Source organism: Acinetobacter sp. MB5 (assembly GCF_003261585.1).
Lineage (GTDB): Bacteria > Pseudomonadota > Gammaproteobacteria > Pseudomonadales > Moraxellaceae > Acinetobacter.
On record NZ_POVU01000001.1, the window covers coordinates 463678 to 487840 of the forward strand.

The following is a 24163-nucleotide window of genomic DNA, read 5'->3' on the forward strand; positions in this document are numbered from 1 at the left end:
GTTTTATTTTTGTTGAGCCGTCAAAATCAATTCAGCTAAATAAATATCTTCAGGATAGGTAATTTTAATATTATCTGAACGCCCCTGAACTACAACTACAGGTTGCTTTGCAAATTCAAGCGCACTCGCTTCATCCGTAATACTCATTTCAGCAGCTAGAGCTTGTTCTATTGCAGATTTCAGTACGGAAAATTTTGCGATTTGTGGTGTTTGTGCCTGCCACAAAGATTCACGACTCACCGTGGTTTCAATCTGATTCTGATCAATAACACGCTTTAAAGTATCTCGGACTGGAGTTGCTAAAATTGCACTACAGTCCTGCTGCTGCGCTTTTTCAACTAAGTCCTGTAATGATTCCAAGGCAATACAAGGTCGCGCTGCATCATGCACAAGGACATAATCATCATTTGCTGCAAATGATTCCAAACACTTTAAGGCATTCAATACAGAATCAACACGTTCAGCACCACCCAAACAAAAATGAGCTCTGTCAGGACAAGTAAATGGAAGTGTTTGGGCAAGTTGATCTTCTGGACTAATCGCCAGAACATAACCTGCTAAAGGGAGTTGATTCAAGCGTGCCACACTGTGTTCAAGCACGGTCTGATCTAAGATTTTTTGATATTGTTTTAATTCAGTTTGTGAAAATCTGCGACCTGAACCCGCAGCAGGAATAATAGCCCAAAGTTTAGTGCATGTCTGGGCTGTCTTCATCTTCATTCATACCTGAATCTTGTTGCTTATTTGGATCTATATAAGTCGATTGATACTGTGTAGTAATCGTGCTCATTTGTACAAAGGTTTCATGTGGTTTAATTAAACCCAAGTCCAGACGTGCATGTTCCTCAATCGCTTCAGCACCATTTTTCAAATCGTAAACTTCCGCACCCAAGATCCGATTACGCTCGGTTAACTCCTGGTTGACTTCAGTCTGTTGCTGGATTTGTTGCATGAGTTTCTGATGGTCATAGTAACCACCCTCACCAAACCAGAACATATATTGAAACCCTGCGACCAAAATGATCGCAAGGCACAATATGATGCGACTTGAAAAAGAGTTAAAGGTCTCTTTCAAAAACATCAACATAAAACTTAATTCAAACCTTTGAATTCAGCTTTTCCGCGATAAATCGCTTGAGTCAATTCTTCAATACGAAGCAATTGGTTGTATTTTGACACACGGTCAGAACGGCACAGTGAACCTGTTTTGATTTGACCAGCAGCAGTACCAACTGCCAAATCAGCAATCGTTGAATCTTCTGTTTCACCAGAACGGTGTGAAATTACAGTTGTGTAACCATTTGCTTTAGCAAGGTAGATTGCATCTAAGGTTTCAGTCAAAGTACCGATTTGGTTGTACTTGATCAAAATTGAGTTTGCAACTTTTTGGTCAATACCACGTTGTAAAATCTTCGGATTCGTTACGAACAAGTCATCACCAACCAACTGGATTTTGTCACCCAAGATAGAAGTCAAGTATGCCCAACCTTCCCAGTCAGATTCGTCTAGACCATCTTCGATTGAGATAATTGGATATTGCTTCGCTAAACCTGCAAGATAATCAGCAAACTGGTTGCTTGTGAATGCTTTGTTACCTTCACCTGCAAGAATGTACTGACCATCTTTGTAGAATTCAGAAGATGCACAGTCAAGCGCTAACATAATGTCAGAACCTGCTTTGTAACCTGTTTGTTCAATTGCTTGAAGAATCACAGTGATTGCTTCTTCGTTTGAACGAAGGTTTGGAGCAAAACCACCTTCATCACCGACAGCGGTGTTCAAACCTTGCTTTTTCAATACAGATTTCAACGCGTGGAAGATTTCTGCACCAGCACGCAAGCTTTCTGCAAATGATGTAAAGCCTACTGGCTCAATCATGAATTCTTGAATATCAACAGTGTTATCTGCATGTGCACCACCATTCAAGATGTTCATCATTGGGACAGGCATAGACAAAGTTGTTTGACCACGCAAGTTTGCAATGTATTGGAACAAAGGAAGTTTTTGTTCAGCTGCCGCTGCATGTGCTGCTGCTAGAGACACAGCCAAAGTTGCATTCGCACCCAATTTAGCTTTGTTTTCAGTACCATCAAGCGCAATCATTTGTTCATCAAGTGATTTTTGCTCGAATACGCTTTGACCAACAAGCAAATTGCGAATATCGCTATTTACATTTTGTACTGCAGTACGTACACCTTTACCTAAGTAACGTGATTTATCACCATCACGAAGTTCAAGTGCTTCACGAGAACCTGTTGAAGCACCTGACGGTGCACATGCACGACCAACAACACCAGAATCTAAAATAACATCTGCTTCGATGGTTGGGTTACCACGAGAATCCAAAATTTCGCGCGCACGAATGTCAACGATTTGGCTCATGAACAATTCCTCTGTTAATTAATAAGCTAATGCTCTTCAACGCATTAGTGTGTGTCTAATTTTTCAAATCCTTTGACCAACGTATCCAATTCTTTAAGCTGCGCCAAGAATGGTTCAAGTTGGGATAAACGCAACGCACACGGGCCGTCACATTTCGCTTCATCTGGATTTGGATGAGCTTCTAAAAATAAACCTGCCAAGCCTGTTGCCATGCCTGAACGAGCAAGCGTGGTAATCTGAGCGCGGCGACCGCCTGCTGAGTCTGCACGACCACCTGGGGTTTGCAATGCATGTGTTACATCAAAGAACACAGGAACATTCATCTCTTTCATGATGTCAAAGCCCAACATATCGACGACAAGATTGTTATAGCCGAATGCTGAACCACGTTCACAAAGAATCAACTTGTTATTGCCCGCTTCCAGACATTTATTCAAGATATGACCCATTTCACGTGGAGATAAGAACTGTGCTTTCTTGATGTTAATAATGGCATCTGTTTTTGCCATTGCTTCAACAAGGTCAGTCTGACGACTTAAGAATGCTGGAAGCTGGATAATGTCCGCAACTTCAGCCGCTGGTGCAGCCTGATATGGTTCATGAACATCGGTAATGATAGGCACATTAAAATGTTTTTTAATGTCAGCAAGCCATTCAAGGCCTTTTTCCAAACCAGGACCACGGAACGAGTACAAGCTCGAACGGTTGGCTTTATCAAAACTGGCTTTAAAGACATAAGGAATGTCTAAACGCTTACAAATATCGATATACGTTTCTGCAATCTCAAATGCAAGATCTTTAGATTCAAGTACATTCATGCCGCCGAATAGTACAAATGGCAAATGATTTGCCATTTGTATATCGCCTAAACGTACAATCTCTTGTGGTTTTAATTGTGACATTTAAACTTTCCAAACACTGGAGTTAACTTAGTTTTTACTGTTTTGATACTGTTTCTTCGCTGCATCAATAAAGCTTGCAAATAACGGATGTCCATCACGTGGTGAGCTTGTAAATTCTGGGTGGAACTGAACTGCAATAAACCAAGGGTGCGCAGGAATTTCAACCGTTTCAACCAAATGTTGTGCAACTGAATAACCAGAAATTTTCATACCAGCTTCTTCAAGCGGTGCAATAAAACGGTCATTCATTTCATAACGATGGCGGTGACGTTCTGTAATTTCAGCTTTACCATACACTTCACGTGTCTTAGTGCCTGCAACCAATTCAGATTTTTGAGCACCTAGACGCATCGTGCCACCCAAATCAGACTCAACGCTACGCTGTTGTAATTCGCCGCGCTCATCTAACCATTCAGTGATCAAACCGATCAATGGATATTTTGTAGCACGATTGAATTCTGTTGAAGTTGCTTCTGGTAATCCTGCAACATGACGAGCATATTCAATTACTGCAAGCTGCATACCCAAGCAAATGCCCAAGAATGGAATTTCATTTTCACGAGCGAACTGAATAGCTTTCATTTTCCCTTCAGTACCACGTTCACCAAAACCACCTGGAACCAAGATTGCATCGGCATCTTTGAGTTCAGCAGCAACATCTTTTGATTCAAGTGCTTCTGCATCAACATAATCGATTTGCACTTTAACGCGGTTTTGAATACCCGCATGCAATAACGCTTCGTTTACTGATTTATAAGCATCTGGAAGTTCAACATATTTACCCACCATCGCCACACGTACTGTGTACTCTGGATTAAACAATGCTTCACATACCTGATCCCAGTCAGACAAGTCAGCTTCTGGTAAATCGTTGTAACCAAAACGTTCACAGATCAAGTCATCAACGTTTTGTTCATAGAAATTACGCGGGATTTGATAGATTGTTTTTGCATCTTTACAAACAACAACTGCACGTGCTTCTACGTTGGTGAAGAGTGCGATTTTGCGTTTGGTGTCTGCATCAACATCATGTTCAGTACGGCAGATCAAAATGTCTGGCTGAATACCAATCGAAAGCAATTCTTTTACAGAATGCTGCGTTGGTTTGGTTTTCAATTCAGCAGCAGATTTGATGTATGGCAACAACGTCAAATGCATAAGCATGCTACGTTTGTGGCCAAGTTCAACCAATAACTGACGAACAGACTCCATAAATGGAAGTGACTCGATATCCCCAACTGTGCCACCGATTTCAACGATCGCAACATCGTAACCTTCGCCTGCGCGAAGTACACGTTCTTTAATATTGTCCGTAATATGCGGGATAACTTGTACTGTACCGCCGAGATAATCGCCGCGACGTTCTTTGTTCAGGACGTCTTGATATACTCGACCACTCGTAAAGTTATTGAGCTTGGTCATTTTAGCACGACGTAAGAAACGTTCGTAATAACCCAAGTCTAAGTCTGTTTCGGCGCCATCTTCGGTTACGAAGACTTCACCGTGTTGGAAAGGACTCATTGTCCCTGGATCGACATTAATGTATGGATCCATTTTAACCATGGTTACTTTTAAACCACGAGCTTCTAAAAGTGCAGCAACTGAAGCAGCTGAAATACCTTTACCTAGTGATGATACAACACCACCAGTAACGAAAATAAAATGGGTCATTCGGTTTCTCGTACAATCAAGCCTAAATCGGCATGCAATGCTGGGCAATTTTACTTTACTCTGGCCCTATAAAGCAAAGTCATTCCACAGGTATTCACATAACAAATTACAATTGTCTATTTTACCATCAAATTTAATGAAATATGGTGACATATCTGTACATTTGCAATTGAATTTTTACTGCTATAATGTCGCATCTTTATTTTAGTCAATTTTGTTAAGTGATGAATAAGAAATTTTTACTCTGCGGTGCAATCGCCGTTGGTCTACTCCTTGCTGCTTGCTCGAAAAAAGAAGAAGCACCTTCAGATGCTCAACAAGATCAGTCTGAACAAACAACGAATCCAGCTTCAGAACAATTCCACTCAATTAGTGAAAATATGGCTCCAGCGGCATCTGAAGTTGCACCTCCTGCTCCTCCAGCTAAGAAAGTTGTTAAAATTCAGCATGAAGAAACTGAAAACACAACCACAGAAATTCGTAGCGAAGTTAAAGACCCAAGCACGGATACTTCAACAGATACAACAAATAGCCCAAGTGCGACAAGTAATACTGGCAGTTCAACAACAACTGACAATAGTAGCTCAAGCAACACTCAAGCAGTGACTGAGAAAAAACCAGCACCAAGCAAAAAATCTCACCTTACTGAAGATGATGCTGTTGCTGCGGCAATGGCTGCTGCAAAACCAGCGCTTAGCAACTAATTCACAAAAAATAAAAAAACCAGCGCAATGCTGGTTTTTTTATTTTTAAAAGTTTAAATCGTTGCCGCGAGTTCCGCACCTTGGCGAATGGCACGTTTAGCGTCGAGTTCGCCTGCTTCTTTGGCACCACCAATCAAATAAACAGATTTACCTTGTGCCAGCAGTTCATCATACATCGCGGTATAGGATTCTTGACCCGCACAAATAATCACATGATCTACTTCAAGAAGTTTACGCTGTTCATTCACAACAATATGTAAGCCCTGATCATCGATTTTTTCGTAACTCACGCCTGAAAGCATGTGCACATTACGATGTTTTAAGCCCATACGGTGAATCCAGCCTGTAGTTTTTCCAAGATGAGCACCGACGGCACTATTTTTTCGCTGTAATAAAAACACTTCACGCACTGCCGATTCTGGACGTGCAGCTTTCAAACCGCCTGTATGCTGATAGTCTGGATCTATACCCCATTCATCATAAAATTTTTCAGGCACAATGCTGGCACTGGTTCCTGACTGTGTAATGAATTCAGCAGTATCAAACCCTATTCCGCCTGCACCAATAATGGCAACACGCGAACCCACCGCATAACGGTCTTTGAGTACATCTAAATAGCTAACAACTTTTGGATGCTGAATACCTTCGATTTCCAATTTTCGTGGAAGCACACCTGTTGCCACTACAATTTCATCATAGTCCGCTTGCAATAATTCATCACGACCAACACGGTGATTCAGCTTCACTTCAATCTGTGAAGCATATAACTCAAGTTGACGCTGGAAATAGCGTAGCGTTTCATAAAATTCTTCTTTCCCTGGAATAGTTTTGGCAATATTAAATTGACCACCAATTTTACTATCCGCATCAAAAATATGAATTTGATGTCCACGCTGTGCTGCATAAATCGCAAAGCTTAAGCCTGCTGGCCCAGCGCCAATGACGGCAATTCGTTTTTTCTGTGTAGCTTCTTTAAAAATCAGCTCAGTTTCATAACATGCCCGTGGATTGACCAAACAAGACGCAATTTTCATCGAGAAAATCTGATCTAAACAGGCTTGGTTACATGCAATACAGGTATTGATTTCATCGGAGCGACCTTCACTGGCTTTTACAACGAACTCTGGATCAGCAAGCATTGGACGCGCCATCGACACCATATCGGCATGACCCGAAGCCAGAATATGTTCTGCCATTTCAGGCGTATTAATGCGGTTCGAAGTGATTAATGGAATCTTCACCTGACCTTTGAGTTTTTGTGTGACCCACGTAAATGCAGCGCGAGGCACTTTGGTTGCAATCGTTGGAATACGCGCTTCATGCCAGCCAATGCCTGTATTAATAATCGTCGCCCCTGCCTGTTCAATTTTTTTCGCAAGGTCGATGACTTCTTCTAGATTTGATCCGCCTTCAACCAAATCTAGCATGGAGAGCCGATAAATAATAATAAAGTTTTCACCTACGGCTTCACGTGTACGGCGAACAATTTCCAAGGCAAAGCGAATTCGGTTTTCATACGTGCCGCCCCACTCATCATCCCGATGGTTAGTACGCGCTGCGATGAACTCGTTAATCAGATAACCTTCTGATCCCATAATTTCAACGCCATCGTAACCTGCATATTGTGCAAGCTCAGCACAGCGTACAAAGTCATCAATGGTTTGGCGTACTTCAGCCGAAGTTAAAGCATGTGGCTTAACAGGATTAATTGGTGCTTGAATTGCAGAGGGCGCAACGATATTCGGTTGATAAGAATAGCGTCCCGTGTGCAAAATCTGCATTGCGATTTTTCCACCTGCTACATGTACCGCCTGGGTAATTTCTCGGTGTCTATCCGCTTCTTCGTAACGATCAAGCTTAGAACCACCCAAGAAAGTAATACCCGCAGCATTCGGTGCAATGCCCCCTGTGACGATCAGCCCAACACCACCTCGCGCACGCTCAGCATAAAAGGCAGCCATACGTGCATAGCCATTTGGTGCTTCTTCCAATCCCACGTGCATTGAACCCATCAACACGCGATTTTTTAATGTAGTGAATCCCAAATCTAAAGGGGCAAGTAAATGTGGGTAAGTCGACATTTCAGACTCCTGCTAGCATCATGCTGGCGTTATTATGCAATTTGTTGCATTCATTTATAATCAAGTTTCACATTCAATGCAACTTGTTGCATAATCTATTCAGTCATTTTTATCATTTGTCGCGATTATGTCACTTGCCCATGTTTTATTGACCAGTTTACTGGAGCAACCAAGTACAGGCTTCGAATTGGCACGGCGCTTTGACCGTTCCATGGGCTACTTTTGGAATGCAACCCATCAACAGATTTATCGTGAACTCAACCATATGCTACAAAAAGGCTGGATTTCAACTTTAGAAGAGTTGCCTAATCCGTCAAGAAAAAAGCTTTATCAGGTGGAACAGTTGGGTCGAATTGAACTGGCAGAATGGATGAGCAAGCAAAGCCCGCCTGCCCAGCTCCGTGAAGATTTAATGGTACGCCTTCGTGCAGAGGCACAGATTGGTGGTAATCTGGTTTTACCCGAATTACAACGCCACTTAGCGCTGCACAAAGAAACTTTACATACTTATGAGTTGATCTACCAAAAAGACTTTGCTCAGGGTACACCCCAACAACGCACCTTATATATTCACAAAATGATTCTAGAATTGGGCATACAACTTGAGTTGGAATGGATTAAATGGTTACAAAAGCTTATTCCAGCATTAGAAACGTTACACGATTAAGGTGATCTATGCCCTTTTATGTCATGCGAGACCAACAGGCACTTTTTGTACGTGAATTTGGTCAAGGGAAACAGCCTGTTTTAGTGCTTTCAGGTCTAGGCATGAAAAGCTGGCAGTGGCTACCATTTTTATATCCTTACCGAAAAGACTTTCATTTTATTATTCCTGACTGGCGCGGCTTTGGGCATTCTCAAAACTGTCAGATTCCTGAAAACCTCGATGCAATTTCCAGTCATTGGCAAGATATCAGTGATTTACTTGAGCATAAGCACCTCAACCCATTCATACTGATTGCCTATTCCATGGGGGCAACAACTGCCATGCATGGCATGGCATACGGTGGGCTACAACAACATTTAAAAGCCTACTTGCATATTGATCAGAGTCCTAAAATCACCGTAGATGAATCATGGTCTTATGGCTTATTTTCCGATCAACATCAAATTTTTAAACAACGTTTGCAAGCACTTTCAAAACTACTCAAGACTTATCGACCACATCAATATATTCATGAACTCTCTGCACATGAACGCTTTCATCTGATTGATGTCTGGCATCAACTTCTTGAGTTTCAAAGCAGTAATTCACTGTTTCCAACCCTGTTTAAGGCCGCTCAACGTCACAGCATTTTGCAATCTATTGTCCTGCCAATGCAGCGTCTCGATTATTTGGCCTGGTATGTCGACACCTATCTGTATCATGATCAGGATTATCGGCAAGCCTTGCAACAGTTAAGCTGTCCAAGTACTTTTTTTATGGGTGCTCAGTCAAAACTCTATCCTATTACAGGGCAGCGTTTAATTGTCGACAGTATTGATCAGGCTCAAGGTGTTGAATTTGATCGCTCAGGACATACTCCTTTAGTTTCTGAACCTAAAAAATTTACACAAATGATTGGTCAGTTTCTTTATCAGCACACTTCAAGCACGAGTGAATAATATGCAAAAACTGGTGGTGTTTTCAGGTGCAGGCATGAGTGCCGAAAGTGGCATTCGAACTTTTCGTGATGCAGATGGGCTCTGGGAAAACTATGCCATTGAGGATGTTGCGACACCTGAGGCATGGGCACGCCAACCTGATTTGGTACAACGTTTCTACAATGAACGACGCAAACAAATTCTAGCGGCTCAGCCTAACCGTGCACATGAGCTGATTGCAGCACTGCAAGATTATTTTGATGTCACCGTCATTACCCAAAATATTGATGACTTGCATGAACGCGCAGGCAGTCAAGATGTGATCCATTTACATGGCAATATTCGGTTTGCCAAAAGCTCAGCGCCCAATATGTTTGAACAGCAGGAACAGTATTATCCGATTGACGGCTGGGAACTTCGCTTAGACCGAGACTTTGCCGATGATGGTTCTCCACTTCGCCCGCATGTAGTGTGGTTTGGTGAAGCCGTTCCCGAATATGACCATGCACAGCAAATCGTTCGTCTGGCCGATATTTTTATCGTGATTGGCTCAACTTTGCAGGTTTATCCTGTCGCAGGCTTGATTCATCATATTCCTCAGCACTGTCGGGCCTTTTATATTGACCCGAAAGCCAGTCACACTGCCGTACCGTCTCAGTACAACCTCATTCAGACCACCGCTACACAAGGAATGACTGAACTATTTACACAACTGACTGCTTCTTCATCAAATATTTAGGTGATTCAACATAGCCTTGACGATAATAAAATTGCTGGGCACGTGTACGTCGCTCGGCACAGTGCAGTTCAATTCGGTCGCACTGACGCTCTTGAGCAACTTCCACACATTTTTCTTCCAGCAATTGCCCAACACCCTGACTACGATAGCCTTCTGCAACTGCAAAATAACCAATCCGAGCAAAATCACCTTGCAAGGCAATTTGTAAAATAATCGAAATCGAGATAAATCCCGCAATCTTGCCTTGATCATCTTCTGCAACAAAGCAGTATTCGTTTGGATTTTCGATGATCTGTTGAACTTTTTGCTGAATGAATCCAGCGGTATTGGGATAGTCCAAAGTATCTAACAATGGAATAAGGTGTTCTGCATCTTCAATTTTAATGTTACGTATTTTCATATTCCCTCTTTTTTATTCATAAAAATAGCCATCCGAAGATGGCTACGATTTTAGATGGTGCTAGCTGGCTTGCACAAATTCCTCGTCAGGCACCACAACAATTTCTGAAACCAGATTTTCAACCTTAAAAACATCATCGAGCTGTTCTTGTGTCAGTAGCCCTCGCTGTAACACCACTTCAGGAATGGTTTTATTTTCAGCAATACTTTGTTTTCCAATTTCATCACACAAACTATGTCCTAAAATTGGATCAAGTAGAGTCACAATCCCGACACTACGCATCACAGAATCCCGACAAACTTGCGCATTGGCACGAACACCTTGAATACATTTTTCATCCAGAGTCCGTACCGCTTGAGTCAATAATGAAATTGATTCGTGAATTGAATGCGCAATCACAGGTTCCATGGCATTGAGTTGTAATTGCCCTGCTTCCGCTGCCAGCGTAATCGTCAGATCATTTCCAATGACTTTAAACGCAATCTGATTGACCACTTCTGGAATCACAGGATTAATCTTGGCAGGCATAATCGAAGAACCCGCCTGCATTTCAGGTAAATGAATCTCTCCAAAACCCGCTCGTGGCCCTGAACTCAACAAACGCAAGTCATTACAAATCTTACTGAGCTTGACCGCGAGCCGTTTCAAGGCACTCGATAAAACAATAAATACACCGCAGTCACTGGTTGCTTCGATATAGTCTTCGCTGGTTCGTAGCTTTAAACCCGTAACCTCTTTTAAATAGTGAGTCACCAACTTGGCATAACCAGGCACAGTGTTCACACCTGTCCCAATCGCGGTTGCACCCAAATTAATTTCAAGAAGCAGCTCACGCGTGCTTTTAATCAGACGCACATCTTCTTTTAATAAGGTAGAAAAGGCATGGAACTCTTGCCCAAGTGTCATAGGCACAGCATCTTGCAATTGAGTCCGTCCCATTTTCAACACCGATTTGAACTCAAGTGCCTTATTTTCAAAAGAGGCAATGAGTTGCTGCATTTGTTCAAATAACAGATCCAGAAAATTATAGGTCGCTAAGCGTAATGCCGTTGGATACACATCATTGGTCGACTGAGACTTATTGACATGATCATTCGGGTGCAACATTTCATATTGCCCTTTACGATAGCCCATCATTTCCAGTGCAATATTGGCAATCACTTCATTGGTGTTCATGTTGATGGAGGTACCTGCTCCACCCTGATAAACATCGAGTGGAAACTCCTTATGCCAATGTTCTGGACTTTGAATAATCAGATCACATGCTCTTTGAATCGCAAGGCTAATCTGCTGATTAATTTTCCCAACATCCAGATTGGCCTGAGCAGATGCCTTTTTTACCTGTGCAAGCGCACGTAGAAAATGAGGTTGTTGCCCAATCCTTAAGGATGAAATTTTAAAATTTTCCAATGCCCTTACTGTATGTATGCCGTAGTAGCAATGATTTGGTACTTGTTTAATTCCTAATAAATCTTTTTCTAATCGATTGGCTTGAACGCTATCCATGTTAAACCCTTAACAAATAATGCACTTCAACTGTGCACGACTAGCTTAAAGAAAATTGAATGTGATAGCCTTAGCCAAATTGCTATTTCTTTCTTTATTTTGTTCCCGAAGTGTAATTTTTAACCTAATGGTCATTTTAAGCTGTTAATTTATCTCAAATGAGATTCGAATATTTTTATAAAAATGCGTCTCTGACTTATTAAAATTTAATCAACTTGCAGCACATTGATCAAAAAATAGTAATTTTTGATGTTTTTCGCTTTGTGTCAATAGGTCGAATTGCTCTAAAATGTCGCACGTTATGCTGCATTAGATTACACAGTAATATGCAGTGAAACTTGTCTGATGACGCGATATTCTCGGTGCCTAACCCGTACCGCAGCAAAATTTCATTCACATTTTGATGATTTTTTATCCTCAATTATTTCATCATTACATCTGAATTTCCCTCTAAAAAACCGCCTGATTATAGTGAGTTATTCGGTAATTAATTTGTAATTATAGATTTAATTCACTTGTTGGCAGCAACACACGGACCGTTTTTTAGACAGGATGATCTATGAACTATACTAATCCGACCGTTATTACCTTTATTCTGTATATTATTGCCATGGTTTGTATTGGCTTATATGCGTACCGTTCAACTCGCGACTTTTCCGATTATATTCTTGGAGGTCGCAGCCTAGGCAGTTTTGTCACTGCTTTGTCAGCAGGCGCATCTGACATGAGTGGCTGGTTACTTATGGGGCTACCAGGCGCTATTTATGCAGCAGGCTTATCTGAAGCTTGGATTGCCATTGGCTTGACTATTGGTGCTTGGCTCAACTGGCGATTTGTTGCTGGTCGTCTACGCGTTCATACCGAAGTTCAAAACAATGCGCTTACCTTGCCTGACTATTTCACAAACCGTTTCAATGATACGAAACGTGTATTGCGAATTGTATCCGCACTGACCATTTTGATTTTCTTCTCAATTTACTGTGCTTCAGGTATGGTCGCAGGTGCGCGCTTATTTGAAACCATTTTCCATATGGATTACACCACTGCGTTATGGGTCAGTGCAATCGCAACGATCAGCTATGTGTGTATTGGTGGTTTCTTGGCGATTAGTTGGACAGACACTTTCCAAGCTGCAATGATGCTCTTTGCATTGTTCTTGACGCCTGTATTTACCTATTTAGCGATTGGTGATGGTCAAGCACAGTTTACGCAACTGGTTGAAGCTGCACGTCCACATGCCTATGACATGTTCTCCAATTTATCTAAGATTGCCATTCTTTCTTCAATGGCATGGGGCTTAGGTTATTTTGGTCAACCGCATATTCTTGTCCGTTTCATGGCGGCTGACTCTGTAAAATCTATTCCTGCTGCACGCCGCATTGGTATGTCATGGATGATTTTATGTCTGCTCGGTGCTGTAGGCGCAGGCTTCTTTGGGATTGCATTCTTCCAAGCACATCCTGAACTTGCAGGCAAAGTCGGCAGCAACTCTGAATTGGTGTTTATGGAATTAACTCAAATTCTATTTAACCCATGGATTGCAGGGATTGTCATGGCAGGGATTCTCTCTGCGGTGATGAGTACGCTGAGCTGTCAGCTTTTGGTGTGCTCGACCACACTGACCGAAGACTTTTATAAGGCATTTATCCGTAAAAATGCTTCACAAAAAGAATTGGTTTGGGTGGGTCGTTTAATGGTTCTTGCAATCGCAGTCTTTGCCATTATCTTGGCAAGCAACCCTGACAGTAAAGTTTTAGGTTTGGTGTCGTATGCATGGGCTGGTTTTGGCGCTGCATTTGGTCCATTGATCATTCTATCTTTAATCTGGAAACGCATGACGCTAAGCGGTGCGGTTGCAGGTATGGTTGTTGGTGCTGTGACTGTCATCTTATGGAAAAACGTATTTGCCGCTACAGGCATCTACGAGATTATCCCGGGCTTCATTCTTGCAACATTAACCATTATTGTGGTGAGCTTGATCAGCAAGCAACCTGCTCGTGATGTTGTTGAGCGTTTTGAACAAGCGGAAGATATTTATCGTCGAGAGCATAATTAATAGATTCTCGTCACCCAAAAAGGCATGCTCTGGCATGCCTTTTTTATTTCTTGCTGTGTAACTTAATTTGCGTGGTTTCTTTGACGACTTGCATGACTGGATAACTGCGCGTTTCCTTCACACCTGGTAAATGCCAAAGCACCTGCCCTGCGATACGGCGAAACTCGTCCATATTTTGACTGCGAATCTTGACCACAAAATCAAAACCGCCACTGGTCATGTGGCACTCTAAAATTTCAGGGTGCTCCTGAACTGCCTCAATAAAATCTTCCAGAACATGCGGTGTGGTTTTATCCAATAAAATCTCGACAAACACTAAAAAACCCGCTTGCAGTTTTTCAGGATTGAGATGTGCGTGGTAGCCCAAAATAAAGTTTTCTTTATTGAGCTTCTGCACACGTGCCATCACTGCTGTAGGTGATAAATTAACCGCTTCTGCTAATTTAATATTAGAAACACGCCCATCTTTCTGTAATAAATCCAGAATTTTGAGGTCTGTACGGTCTAGGCTAAAAAAAGCGTCTGACATATAAATTTTTCTCTAAAAAGAAGCCGAATTATAGTGAGTTATTCGGTAATAATTCTGTAATTATAGATTTAATCCACCTCTGGTTCAATTTTTTTAGCAACAGGACACGCGCCATGATGGAAACTGAAAAGGTCACTGCAACTCAATCGACCACTGTTACCGATATCACTGTTTTCGATGAGAAAAATAATTTCGAAAGCAAGATTAATCAGGCATGGCGCCGCCCTGAGCCTGAGGCAGTACAACAACTTTTACAATTTGCCCAATTGCCAAGTGAATTGGACAAAAAAATCTACGAACTTGCTTTCCGTTTGTCATCAGGCTTACGTGAGCGTAAAGCCTCTGCGGGTAAAGCCGGGATTGTGCAAGGCTTACTTCAAGAGTTCTCTTTATCTTCCCAAGAAGGCGTGGCACTGATGTGTTTGGCAGAAGCACTGCTTCGTATTCCAGATAAAGCAACCCGTGATTTGCTGATCCGTGACAAGATTAATCAAGGGAACTGGAAAGAACACGTGGGTCAAAGTAGCTTGATGTTTGTCAATGCTGCGGCATGGGGTTTAATGCTGACTGGCAAAATCATGCAGCCAAGCAAAACCAGTTTATCGAGTATCTTAACGGGCATTTTGGCACGCAGTGGTCGTGGCATTATTCGTAAAGCCGTTGACGTTGCAATGCGTATGATGGGCGAACAGTTCGTCACAGGTGAAACCATTGAAGCGGCGCTTAACCACGCAAAAACTTTAGAAGCGAAAGGTTTCCGCTATTCATACGACATGTTGGGCGAAGCGGCATTTACTGAAAGCGATGCAGACCGTTATATGCAGGATTATGTTTCTGCGATTCACGCCATCGGTAAAGCAACAGTAGATAAAGACGTTTATACAGGTGCAGGGATTTCAATTAAATTATCTGCGATTCACCCACGCTACCAACGCGCACAACATGACCGCGTTCACACCGAACTGTATAGCCGTGTTTTAGAATTGGCGCGTTTGGCGAAACAGTACAATATTGGCTTAAATATTGACGCAGAAGAAACGGATCGTCTTGAACTGTCTTTAGAACTTCTTGAGCGTTTATGTTTTGAGCCAGATTTAGCAGACTGGAAAGGCATTGGCTTTGTGATTCAGGCCTATCAAAAACGCTGCTTCTTCGTAGTTGACTATATTATTGATCTGGCAAAACGCAGCAAGAAACGCCTGATGATTCGTTTGGTGAAAGGTGCGTATTGGGACAGCGAAATCAAGAAAGCACAAATTGATGGGATGAGCGACTACCCTGTTTATACCCGTAAAGTGCATACAGACTTGTCTTATGTTGCCTGTGCGAAAAAATTACTGGCTGAGCCTGACTATATCTACCCACAGTTTGCGAGTCACAACGCACAAACTTTGGCAACGATTTACAACCTTGCGAACCCTGAAAAATACTACCCTGGGCAGTACGAATTCCAATGTCTACACGGCATGGGCGAACCCTTGTATGAAAATGTCGTCGGTTCAAAAGCTGAAGGAAAACTCGGTGTACCATGTCGTATTTATGCGCCAGTGGGTACGCATGAAACCTTGTTGGCTTATTTGGTTCGTCGTTTACTGGAAAATGGTGCGAATACGTCTTTCGTCAACCGTATTGCAGACCAAAATCTTAAAATTGATGATTTGATTCAATCACCAATGAAAGAAATTGAGCAAAATACCCAACATGACAAAACAGTCGGTTTGAAACATGCCTCAATTCCATTTCCAAAGAATTTGTATAGCCTAGACCGCGTTAACTCAAAAGGTTTTGACCTTGCCAATGATAGCTGTCTTGAAGAATTAAATGCGGTTGCAAAACGCTTTGCTCAACATCAATGGTACAGTCAAGCGTTAGTTGCAGGTCAAGCGGCTGATGCTCAGGGCAACAGTCAAGCTGTGATCAACCCTGCAAATCACAAAGATATTGTCGGTCATGTCAATGAAGCAACGGTTGAGCAAGTTGAACAAGCCTTAGCTCAAGCACAATCGCAACATAGCACTTGGCAAAATACCCCTGTGGTCTTGCGTGCTCAAGCGTTGGAACGTGCTGCCGACTTGATGGAAGAACGTCTGCTCGAACTGTTGGTTTTACTGTGCCGTGAAAGCGGTAAAACTTATGCCAATGCAATTGCAGAGGTTCGTGAAGCGGTTGATTTCTTACGTTATTACGCAAAACAAGCACAGCATTTCCCAAATCAAAAAGCATTGCAAAGCTTGGGAACCATCTTGTGTATCAGCCCATGGAACTTCCCATTGGCAATTTTCACAGGGCAAATCGCTGCGGCGTTGGTCACAGGCAACTGCGTGATTGCCAAACCTGCTGAACAAACCCCATTGGTTGCTTTCCAAGCCGTAAAAATGCTGCATGAAGCGGGTGTTCCACAAGCGGTTCTCCAGTTCATGCCAGGTCAAGGTGAAACTATCGGTGCGAAACTCAGCCAAGATGCACGCATCAGCGGCATTATGTTCACAGGTTCAACTGAAGTTGCGAAAATCCTGCAAAAAACTGTGGCTCAGCGTTTGACTCAACATGGTCAACCTGTGACCTTGATTGCAGAAACTGGCGGTCAAAATGCCATGATCGTCGATTCATCTGCACTCACTGAACAAGTGGTGTTTGATGCAGTCAACTCGGCATTTGACAGCGCAGGTCAGCGTTGTTCAGCACTGCGTATTTTGTGTGTTCAAGAAGACAATGCCAAAACCGTATTGACCATGCTCAAAGGCGCGATGCAACAGCTTCGTGTGGGTAATCCTTACCTTTTGAAAACTGATATTGGCCCAGTGATTGACAGTGAAGCTCAACAAAACATTCAACGCCATATTAACAAAATGCAAGGCAAAGGCTACCCTGTACATCAACTGATGTTCGATCAAACAGCGACTCAAGCTCAACTTGGACAAGGTACTTTTGTACCCCCAACATTAATTGAGTTACCAAACCTCAATGATTTAGAGCGTGAAGTATTCGGCCCAGTGTTACACGTGGTGACCTATAAATACGGCGAACTTGATGCCTTAATGCAGCAAATCAATGACAAAGGTTATGGTTTAACCATGGGCTTACATACCCGTATTGATGAAACCATTCAAAAAGTCGTTGATTCTGCACATGTGGGTAACCTGTACATTAACCGTAATATTGTCGGTGCAGTGGTGGGTGTACAGCCGTTTGGTGGCGAAGGCTTGTCGGGTACAGGTCCAAAAGCAGGCGGTCCGTTGTATTTGTATCGCTTAATGCAAGATCATGCATCAGCAGGTTTGACGACACCATTTGCAGTAAAAACCACATTGGTCGATCAAAATGCAGTCGCAACTCAAAACTACCAAGCATTTAAAGCATGGGCTGCGAAAAACATCAGTGGCATCAACACAAATGCTATTCCAAGCTTCATGGTCGATAAAATCTATGAATTGCAAGGTCCTACAGGTGAAAGCAACCAGTATGTGATTTTGCCACGTGAACGTGTGTTGTCACTGGCAACCACTGAACAAGAACAGGTTTATCAATTACTGGCTATTTTCGCAGTCAACTCAAAAGTTGCATTAAAGCGTGACAATGCATTCTTTGCCAAATATGCACAGTCATTGCCTAAACAAATTCTGGATGCCATTCAGTTGACCGATGACATTGTCAAAGCCAACTATGACGCTGTGCTGCATCACGGTTCGATCCAAGAACTTGAAGCATTGCAAAAAGTAATGGCAACGCGCACAGGTGCCATTGTCGGCATCACTCACATGTCAAATAACAGTGCCGATATTCCACTGGAACGTTTAGTGATTGAACGTGCGATTAGTATTAACACCGCAGCAGCAGGGGGTAACGCCAGCCTGATGACGATGGCTGACTAATCCATAACTTTATTTCCTCAGCTCTCCCTCAGTGCCTCTGTCATGCTTCGTTCATGGCAGAGGTTTTTTTCTTTTTAGGCAATTGCAGCGCAAAACTAGGCTAATGCAGTCGAGTTTGTTAAGATTGCCGCTTTCGTTTAACGTGTATTTTTTTGTTCATGACCTCTGCATATCAACAACAACTGCAAGCCAAAGTCGAACGTATTCGCACCCAGTTTGCCGAATTCCAAACGCCAAATCTTGAAGTGTTCGATTCACCTGAACAGCATTTTCGTATGCGCGCAGAATTTCGCATTTGGCATACCGACACAGACTTGTTTTATGCGATGTTTGAACGCAACACCGACAACAAAGAAAAACAAGTGGTTCGTGTCGACAACTTCCCGATTGCCGCACAAAGCATTAATGATTTAATGCCAATCTTGCTTGAAGCCCTAAAAGCAGAACCGCAACTGCACCAGCGTTTATTTGAAGTGGACTTTTTGGCAACGCTCAGCGGTGAAATGCTGGTGACGCTGATTTATCACCGTAAACTCGATGAACAGTGGATCGCTGCGGCGAAAGCCCTTGAGCAACAACTCAACATTAAAATTATTGGTCGTAGCCGCGGACAAAAGCTGGTGCTGACCGATGACTTCGTGGTGGAACAGCTTGAAGTTGATGGCCACAACTATTTTTATAAGCAAATTGAAGGTGGCTTTACCCAGCCGAATGCCAAAGTGTGCGAAAAAATGCTGCACTGGGCTTGTGATGTCGCAAGTGATGCTTCTGGACATTTACTTGAGTTGTACTGTGGCAATGGTAACTTTACCCTACCGCTTTCACAAAAGTTTGACCGTGTACTGGCAACAGAACTGGCGAAATCTTCGGTCTACGCTGCCGAATGGAATATTGAAAAAAATCAGATTGAAAATATTCAGATTGCCCGTTTAGCGGCTGAAGAATTTACTCAAGCCTTTCATGGCGAACGTGAATTCCGTCGTTTGCAAGAAGCGCAAATCGCGCTCAGCGAATATCAGTTTGATACCGTATTTGTCGATCCACCACGCGCAGGCATTGATGATGCAACCCTACAACTTTTACAGCAGTTTAAGCGCATCATTTATATTTCATGTAACCCAGACACTTTGCATGACAACCTGAAAACGTTGAGCCAAACCCACCGTATTCAGCGTTTTGCGTTGTTCGATCAGTTCCCATATACCCATCATGTTGAAAGTGGTGTGTTACTGGAAAAGATCTAAACTTTTAAGATTAAGCCAAACAAAAAATTAAAGCCGATCAATGATCGGCTGTTTTTTTAACAGGGCATCTTTATTTAGATGCGATATGCGATTCGTTTAATGCAGGTTCTTGAACTGACTTCGGCTGTACCGATTTTCGGTTTAACACCAGATTCAGTAAAATCGCAGCAAACGTTGCTGTCCCGATTCCACCCAAGTCAAACGCCCCAATATGCAATGAATAGTTCCCTGTCCCCATAATGATGGTGATTGCCGCCACCAGCATATTGCCATTTTGAGCAAAATCAACCTGATTACTCATCCAGATCCGCGCACCTGCAATGGTAATCAAACCAAAGACTACAATGGATGCCCCACCTAAAATAGCGACTGGAATGGTACTGACCAATGCCCCAAATTTGGGTGACAAGCCGAGCAACATTGCAAACACGCCTGCAATCACGAACACCAAAGTGGAATAAATACGCGTTGCCGCCATGACCCCAATGTTTTCTGCATAGGTAGTCATGCCTGTCCCACCAATCGATGCCGATAAGGTTGTACATAAACCATCAGCAAAAAAGGCACGCCCCATATACGGTGAGATATCTTGCCCAGTCATAGCACTGACGGCTTTGAAATGACCCAAGTTTTCAGCAATCAGAATAATCGCTACAGGTGCAATCAATAATGCAGCATTTAAACTAAATTCAGGATGATGGAATGTTGGCAGACCAAACCATGCTGCATTGGCAATCGGAGCAAAATCAATCGGTTTCCCTAAACCCAAGACATTTGCCAAAACAAAATACAATGCATAAGACAGCAATAAACCGACCAGCAACAGTAAACGGCGCAACATGCCTTTGGTAAAGACTGCAATTCCCCCAATACACAACACTGTGACCAGTGCCATCCATGTATCAAAGCTATTTCCCGACACGCCTTTAATTGTCACAGGTGCAAGGTTCAACCCGATGATCATCACAATCGAACCTGTCACCACAGGCGGCAGCAAGTTTTCAATCCATGCCGTGCCGATTTTCATCACCAGTAAACCGACCAGCATGTACACGAGACCGCAGGCAATAATCCCTCCCAGTGCCAACGCAATATGAGGATTCGCCCCGACCCCGTTATAGCCTGTCACCGCAGCCACCGCACCAATAAATGCAAAGCTTGAACCCAAATAACTCGGAACACGCCCACCTGTGATCAGGAAGAAAATAATCGTACCAATCCCCGTAATCAGCATGGTCAGACTCGGATCAAAACCCATCAGCAATGGCGCGAGTACCGTCGCACCAAACATGGCGAAAGCATGTTGAATACCGAGCACAAAGGTTTGCCCTGCGGGTAGATATTCATTGGTAGCAACAGGGGTTTGCTCCAGATTCCCTTGATAAGGTCGCCATTGATTAAACCAACTTTCTTTCATAGTAATACTCCCTTGCTTATCAAGGTGTTGATCATGATTGATGACGTGTTAGATGATGATAGGCACGATCAAAATAGATCAGTCCCTGCGCACCCGTATTCAATTGTAATTGTTGAACTTCACAAAATAAAATGTCATGCGTCCCAATTGTGACAATTTGATTAATTTTACAGTCAAATGCCACCACGGCATCTGTTAAAACAGGCGAGCCTGTCGTTAATGACTGCCATTCTCCCTGAGCAAAACGCTCGGGCATTGGGGTTTTACCACCGAACAGATTGGAGAGTTGCGTGTGATGCTGTGCCAACGTATTCACACACAGCACTTGGTTTTTTTGAAAAATCGGGTAGACCGAAGCATTGCGATTTAGACAGACCAACAAAGTGGGTGGACTATCGGTTACGCTACACACGGCTGAAGCGGTAAAGCCTGCACGTCCTGCTTCGCCATCGGTGGTGACAATATTCACCGCTGCTGCCAGATTACTCATGGCTTGTCGAAACTGTTTTTGTGTTTCAGTCAGTTCAACAGGTGGTTTTGCTGCTTGTGCCATCATTTTATTCAACGCAGCAGCCGTATGTGAACTTGGTTGTAAAATACTCATGGTTTGCTCCTTGCATGCATCGTGATGCTTGCCCCATCGACAGGGCAAGTGCTACCTGAAAACTCGATTACAAATGTGCGACTGAGGCAATTTCAATTAAGGCTTCAGCTTTGACCAAACCACATTGAATGCAATAACGCGCGGGTTTATCGTTCGGGAAAAATTCGGCATAGACCTGATTAATCGCAGCATAATCTGCCCAATCTTTAATAAAAATCGAATTAAAGGTCACGTCATCCATGCTGCCACCCGCAGTGACAATCACCTTTTGAATGATTTCAAGCACATAACGGGTTTGTGCTGCGGCATCACCCACATGCACTACATCGTTATTGGCATCGAGGGGCAATGTGCCTGAGACATACACAATATTGTTAGCTTCGGTTGCAGGGACATACGGTGCAAGCGGTTTACCTGTTCCTTCTGGAATAATCACATTTTTGGGCATGGCAAAATCTCCTTAAACCGCTTCAGCTTCGGGCTGAGTCACTGGGGCAAAACTTTCTGCAAAACTTTGTGTATCAGACACCCAACCAAAGAAGGTTTTGACATTAAATAAAGTCGCTTCATGCGCTTCAACTGGCCCTGCCTGATAGCAGGCATCATCAAGCAACACACCGAAATATTCCAAGAAGAAACCATCACGCAAAGTTGATTCCACACAGACGTTGGTCGCAATGCCTGTAAACACTAAATTGCGAATACCTTTCGCACGTAAAATGCTGTCCAGTTGGGTATGAAAGAAACCGCTATAACGAGGTTTTTCAATCACAATATCTTGCGGTGCAGGTTGTAATTCATCAATCAGTTCATAATCCCAACCACCTTTAGCCAAGAGCTTGCCTTGTAACTCAGGCTTTTTCTTCATGGTCTTAATGGCATTGGATTTATGAAAATTCGGAGAGCCTTCGCCACCTGCTTCGACATAGTCGGCATCCCAACCATTTTTAAAGAAAATCACCTGAATACCCGCAGCATGCGCTACATCAATCGCCTGCTGAATCTGTTTCACGACTGGCTGGGTTTTCGATACATCAAAACCTGCCAAATCCAGATAGCCGCCCAGACTGGTATAGGCATTTTGCATATCGACTACAATCAACGCAGTTTGTTTGGCATCGAGCTGAATGGACTCGGGTTCCGCCTTTAAAATCGGAGCGTTGGCTTGGGTAAAACTGGCACGGATGATTGAGTGGCTCATGCGCTTTTCTCCATAGCAAGATTAGTCACTTGGCTTGCGACGATACTGTCTGCCAAAGTACGGCTTTTCATTAACGGTTGAATTTTTTCACCAAAATCTTTGACCCCTAGAACAAAGTCATCGAAGGTCAGTAAAATGCCATCTGTGCCTTTGACTTCAGCAATTTCATCCAGCATGGCAGCGACTTTGGCATAAGAACCCACCAATGTTCCCATGTTGATATTCACAGGTGAAACGCTTGAAGCCATGTGACGAATATTGGTGTCACTGCCTGAAATCTTGTCTTTGCCCCCCTGATCTTGCAGCCAACCAATTGCCTCCATGTCTGCGCCATCGTTATAGCTTTGCCATTTTGCGAAAGCCTGCTCATCGGTTTCATCTGCAATCACCATAAACAGCACAAAGGTACTGACATCGCGCCCTGTTTTATCGGTTTGCGCTTTGAGACGATCATTAATTGAGGCGTAAGCGGTTGGCGTGTTTACACCCTTACCAAAGACAAAGTTATAGTCAGCGTATTGTGCGGAGAATGCCAAACCCTCATCGGACTGACCCGCACAAATAATTTTTAAATCTTTCGATGGCTGAGGCTTCACCTGACAGTCATCCATTTGGAAAAACTCTCCTTTAAAGTCCGACTTTCCTGTCGCCCAAAGCTGTTTTAATACTTGAACATATTCCGACAAATACTGATAACGCTTGCCAAAATACTCATCTCCCGGCCACATACCCATTTGGCTGTATTCAGGACGTTGCCAGCCTGTGACGACATTGAGACCAAAGCGGCCATTGGAAATTGAATCGAGTGTTGCCGCCATACGTGCCACAATGGCAGGTGGCATCACCAGTGTTGCTGCGGTTGCATAAATCTTGATTTTAGATGTGACGGCAGCCAAACCTGACATCAAGGTAAAGCTTTCTAGGTTATAGTCCCAAAACTCGGTTTCGCCGCCGAAACCGCGTAGTTTGATCATCGACAATGCAAAATCAAAACCATATTGCTCTGCGCTTTGTACAATTTCTTTGTTCAACTCAAAGGTCGGTTTGTACTGTGGTGCATTTTTAGAAATGAGCCAACCATTGTTCCCAATCGGACAGAAAATACCTACTTGCATACTGACACCTCGTTTATCCATAAAGTGTGAAAATCAAGACTGTGGTGCACTCACAGTATTTATTTTTAATAATGCAAATTGAATGCCAATATTTTATATTATTAAATATCAGATATTTGTATTTATCATATGGTTTTATTATTTAGACCATTTAGT

At 43.0% G+C, this 24163-nt stretch carries 21 protein-coding genes; 7 read left to right on the forward strand and 14 right to left on the reverse strand.

All coding sequences use genetic code 11. The features are described from left to right. Nucleotides 1-3: 3 nt before the first annotated feature. From ispD to C1A47_RS02315, 5 genes are read right to left on the reverse strand one after another with little or no spacing between them, the layout of a single operon-like run. Nucleotides 4-720 (reverse strand): 2-C-methyl-D-erythritol 4-phosphate cytidylyltransferase, encoded by a 717-nt coding sequence (gene ispD, locus C1A47_RS02295; RefSeq protein WP_111891999.1) that lies wholly within the window; start codon nucleotides 718-720, stop codon nucleotides 4-6. After that, nucleotides 689-1075, reverse strand: a complete 387-nt coding sequence (ftsB, locus tag C1A47_RS02300; RefSeq protein WP_111892201.1) for a cell division protein FtsB — start codon at nucleotides 1073-1075, stop codon at nucleotides 689-691. The genes ispD and ftsB overlap by 32 nt, the downstream gene beginning before the upstream one ends. Nucleotides 1076-1092: 17 nt before the next feature. Further along, complete coding sequence (eno, locus tag C1A47_RS02305; protein WP_111892001.1) at nucleotides 1093-2382, reverse strand: phosphopyruvate hydratase; 1290 nt, start codon at nucleotides 2380-2382, stop codon at nucleotides 1093-1095. A gap of 44 nt (nucleotides 2383-2426) precedes the next feature. After that, nucleotides 2427-3284, reverse strand: coding sequence for a 3-deoxy-8-phosphooctulonate synthase (gene kdsA / locus C1A47_RS02310; RefSeq protein WP_111892003.1), 858 nt, complete (start codon nucleotides 3282-3284; stop codon nucleotides 2427-2429). Between the two features lie 27 nt (nucleotides 3285-3311). Continuing rightward, nucleotides 3312-4955, reverse strand: coding sequence for a CTP synthase (locus C1A47_RS02315; RefSeq protein WP_111892005.1), 1644 nt, complete (start codon nucleotides 4953-4955; stop codon nucleotides 3312-3314). A gap of 224 nt (nucleotides 4956-5179) precedes the next feature. Here C1A47_RS02315 and C1A47_RS02320 point away from each other — a divergent pair, with 224 nt between their 5' ends. After that, nucleotides 5180-5659 carry a hypothetical protein gene (locus C1A47_RS02320; protein WP_111892007.1) on the forward strand — a complete coding sequence of 160 codons (480 nt, stop codon included), beginning with the start codon at nucleotides 5180-5182 and terminating at the stop codon, nucleotides 5657-5659. Nucleotides 5660-5712: 53 nt separating this feature from the next. Here the strand turns inward: C1A47_RS02320 and C1A47_RS02325 are convergent, their stop codons facing one another. Beyond that, the gene (locus tag C1A47_RS02325) at nucleotides 5713-7740 is read right to left on the reverse strand and encodes an NADPH-dependent 2,4-dienoyl-CoA reductase (protein WP_111892009.1); all 2028 of its coding nucleotides are present in this window, start codon (nucleotides 7738-7740) and stop codon (nucleotides 5713-5715) included. 127 nt (nucleotides 7741-7867) lie between these two features. Between C1A47_RS02325 and C1A47_RS02330 the strand changes: the two genes are divergently transcribed. The 3 genes from C1A47_RS02330 to C1A47_RS02340 are packed head-to-tail and all read left to right on the forward strand — an operon-like array spanning nucleotide 7868 to nucleotide 10063. Next, nucleotides 7868-8407, forward strand: coding sequence for a PadR family transcriptional regulator (locus C1A47_RS02330; RefSeq protein WP_111892011.1), 540 nt, complete (start codon nucleotides 7868-7870; stop codon nucleotides 8405-8407). An 8-nt stretch (nucleotides 8408-8415) separates the two neighbouring features. After that, a complete protein-coding gene (locus C1A47_RS02335) occupies nucleotides 8416-9345 on the forward strand; it encodes an alpha/beta fold hydrolase (RefSeq protein ID WP_111892013.1) in 930 nt (309 codons plus the stop codon). 1 nt (nucleotide 9346) lies between these two features. Next, complete coding sequence (locus C1A47_RS02340) at nucleotides 9347-10063, forward strand: SIR2 family NAD-dependent protein deacylase (protein ID WP_111892015.1); 717 nt, start codon at nucleotides 9347-9349, stop codon at nucleotides 10061-10063. Here C1A47_RS02340 and C1A47_RS02345 read toward each other — a convergent pair. After that, nucleotides 10029-10463 carry a GNAT family N-acetyltransferase gene (locus tag C1A47_RS02345; protein ID WP_111892017.1) on the reverse strand — a complete coding sequence of 145 codons (435 nt, stop codon included), beginning with the start codon at nucleotides 10461-10463 and terminating at the stop codon, nucleotides 10029-10031. The genes C1A47_RS02340 and C1A47_RS02345 overlap by 35 nt on opposite strands. A 60-nt stretch (nucleotides 10464-10523) precedes the next feature. Next, nucleotides 10524-11969, reverse strand: coding sequence for an aspartate ammonia-lyase (gene aspA / locus C1A47_RS02350; RefSeq protein WP_111892019.1), 1446 nt, complete (start codon nucleotides 11967-11969; stop codon nucleotides 10524-10526). A 559-nt stretch (nucleotides 11970-12528) separates the two neighbouring features. Between aspA and putP the strand changes: the two genes are divergently transcribed. Beyond that, complete coding sequence (putP, locus tag C1A47_RS02355; protein WP_111892021.1) at nucleotides 12529-14025, forward strand: sodium/proline symporter PutP; 1497 nt, start codon at nucleotides 12529-12531, stop codon at nucleotides 14023-14025. 43 nt (nucleotides 14026-14068) lie between these two features. On the opposite strand, the gene C1A47_RS02360 is transcribed toward putP, so the two are convergent. Beyond that, entirely contained in the window at nucleotides 14069-14554 is a 486-nt protein-coding gene (locus C1A47_RS02360; RefSeq protein ID WP_111892023.1) for an Lrp/AsnC ligand binding domain-containing protein, read from the reverse strand. Nucleotides 14555-14670: 116 nt separating this feature from the next. Between C1A47_RS02360 and putA the strand changes: the two genes are divergently transcribed. Together putA and trmA are read left to right on the forward strand one after the other, a co-directional pair. Continuing rightward, nucleotides 14671-18426, forward strand: a complete 3756-nt coding sequence (putA, locus tag C1A47_RS02365; protein ID WP_413772944.1) for a trifunctional transcriptional regulator/proline dehydrogenase/L-glutamate gamma-semialdehyde dehydrogenase — start codon at nucleotides 14671-14673, stop codon at nucleotides 18424-18426. Nucleotides 18427-18584: 158 nt separating this feature from the next. Further along, the gene (gene trmA / locus C1A47_RS02370; RefSeq protein WP_111892027.1) at nucleotides 18585-19670 is read left to right on the forward strand and encodes a tRNA (uridine(54)-C5)-methyltransferase TrmA; all 1086 of its coding nucleotides are present in this window, start codon (nucleotides 18585-18587) and stop codon (nucleotides 19668-19670) included. A gap of 70 nt (nucleotides 19671-19740) precedes the next feature. Here the strand turns inward: trmA and C1A47_RS02375 are convergent, their stop codons facing one another. The 5 genes from C1A47_RS02375 to rutA all read right to left on the reverse strand — a co-directional run bounded on the left by C1A47_RS02375 (nucleotide 19741) and on the right by rutA (nucleotide 24007). Continuing rightward, the gene (locus tag C1A47_RS02375) at nucleotides 19741-21087 is read right to left on the reverse strand and encodes a solute carrier family 23 protein (protein ID WP_111892029.1); all 1347 of its coding nucleotides are present in this window, start codon (nucleotides 21085-21087) and stop codon (nucleotides 19741-19743) included. Between the two features lie 31 nt (nucleotides 21088-21118). Further along, the gene (gene rutF / locus C1A47_RS02380) at nucleotides 21119-21691 is read right to left on the reverse strand and encodes an NADH-dependent FMN reductase RutF (RefSeq protein ID WP_111892031.1); all 573 of its coding nucleotides are present in this window, start codon (nucleotides 21689-21691) and stop codon (nucleotides 21119-21121) included. A gap of 67 nt (nucleotides 21692-21758) precedes the next feature. Then, complete coding sequence (rutC, locus tag C1A47_RS02385; RefSeq protein WP_111892033.1) at nucleotides 21759-22139, reverse strand: pyrimidine utilization protein C; 381 nt, start codon at nucleotides 22137-22139, stop codon at nucleotides 21759-21761. 12 nt (nucleotides 22140-22151) lie between these two features. Next, nucleotides 22152-22892: a pyrimidine utilization protein B gene (gene rutB, locus C1A47_RS02390; protein ID WP_111892035.1), complete on the reverse strand. Its 741-nt coding sequence runs from the start codon at nucleotides 22890-22892 to the stop codon at nucleotides 22152-22154. After that, complete coding sequence (gene rutA, locus C1A47_RS02395; protein WP_111892202.1) at nucleotides 22889-24007, reverse strand: pyrimidine utilization protein A; 1119 nt, start codon at nucleotides 24005-24007, stop codon at nucleotides 22889-22891. Before rutA ends, rutB begins: the two co-directional genes overlap by 4 nt. Between the last annotated feature and the right edge of the window lie 156 nt (nucleotides 24008-24163).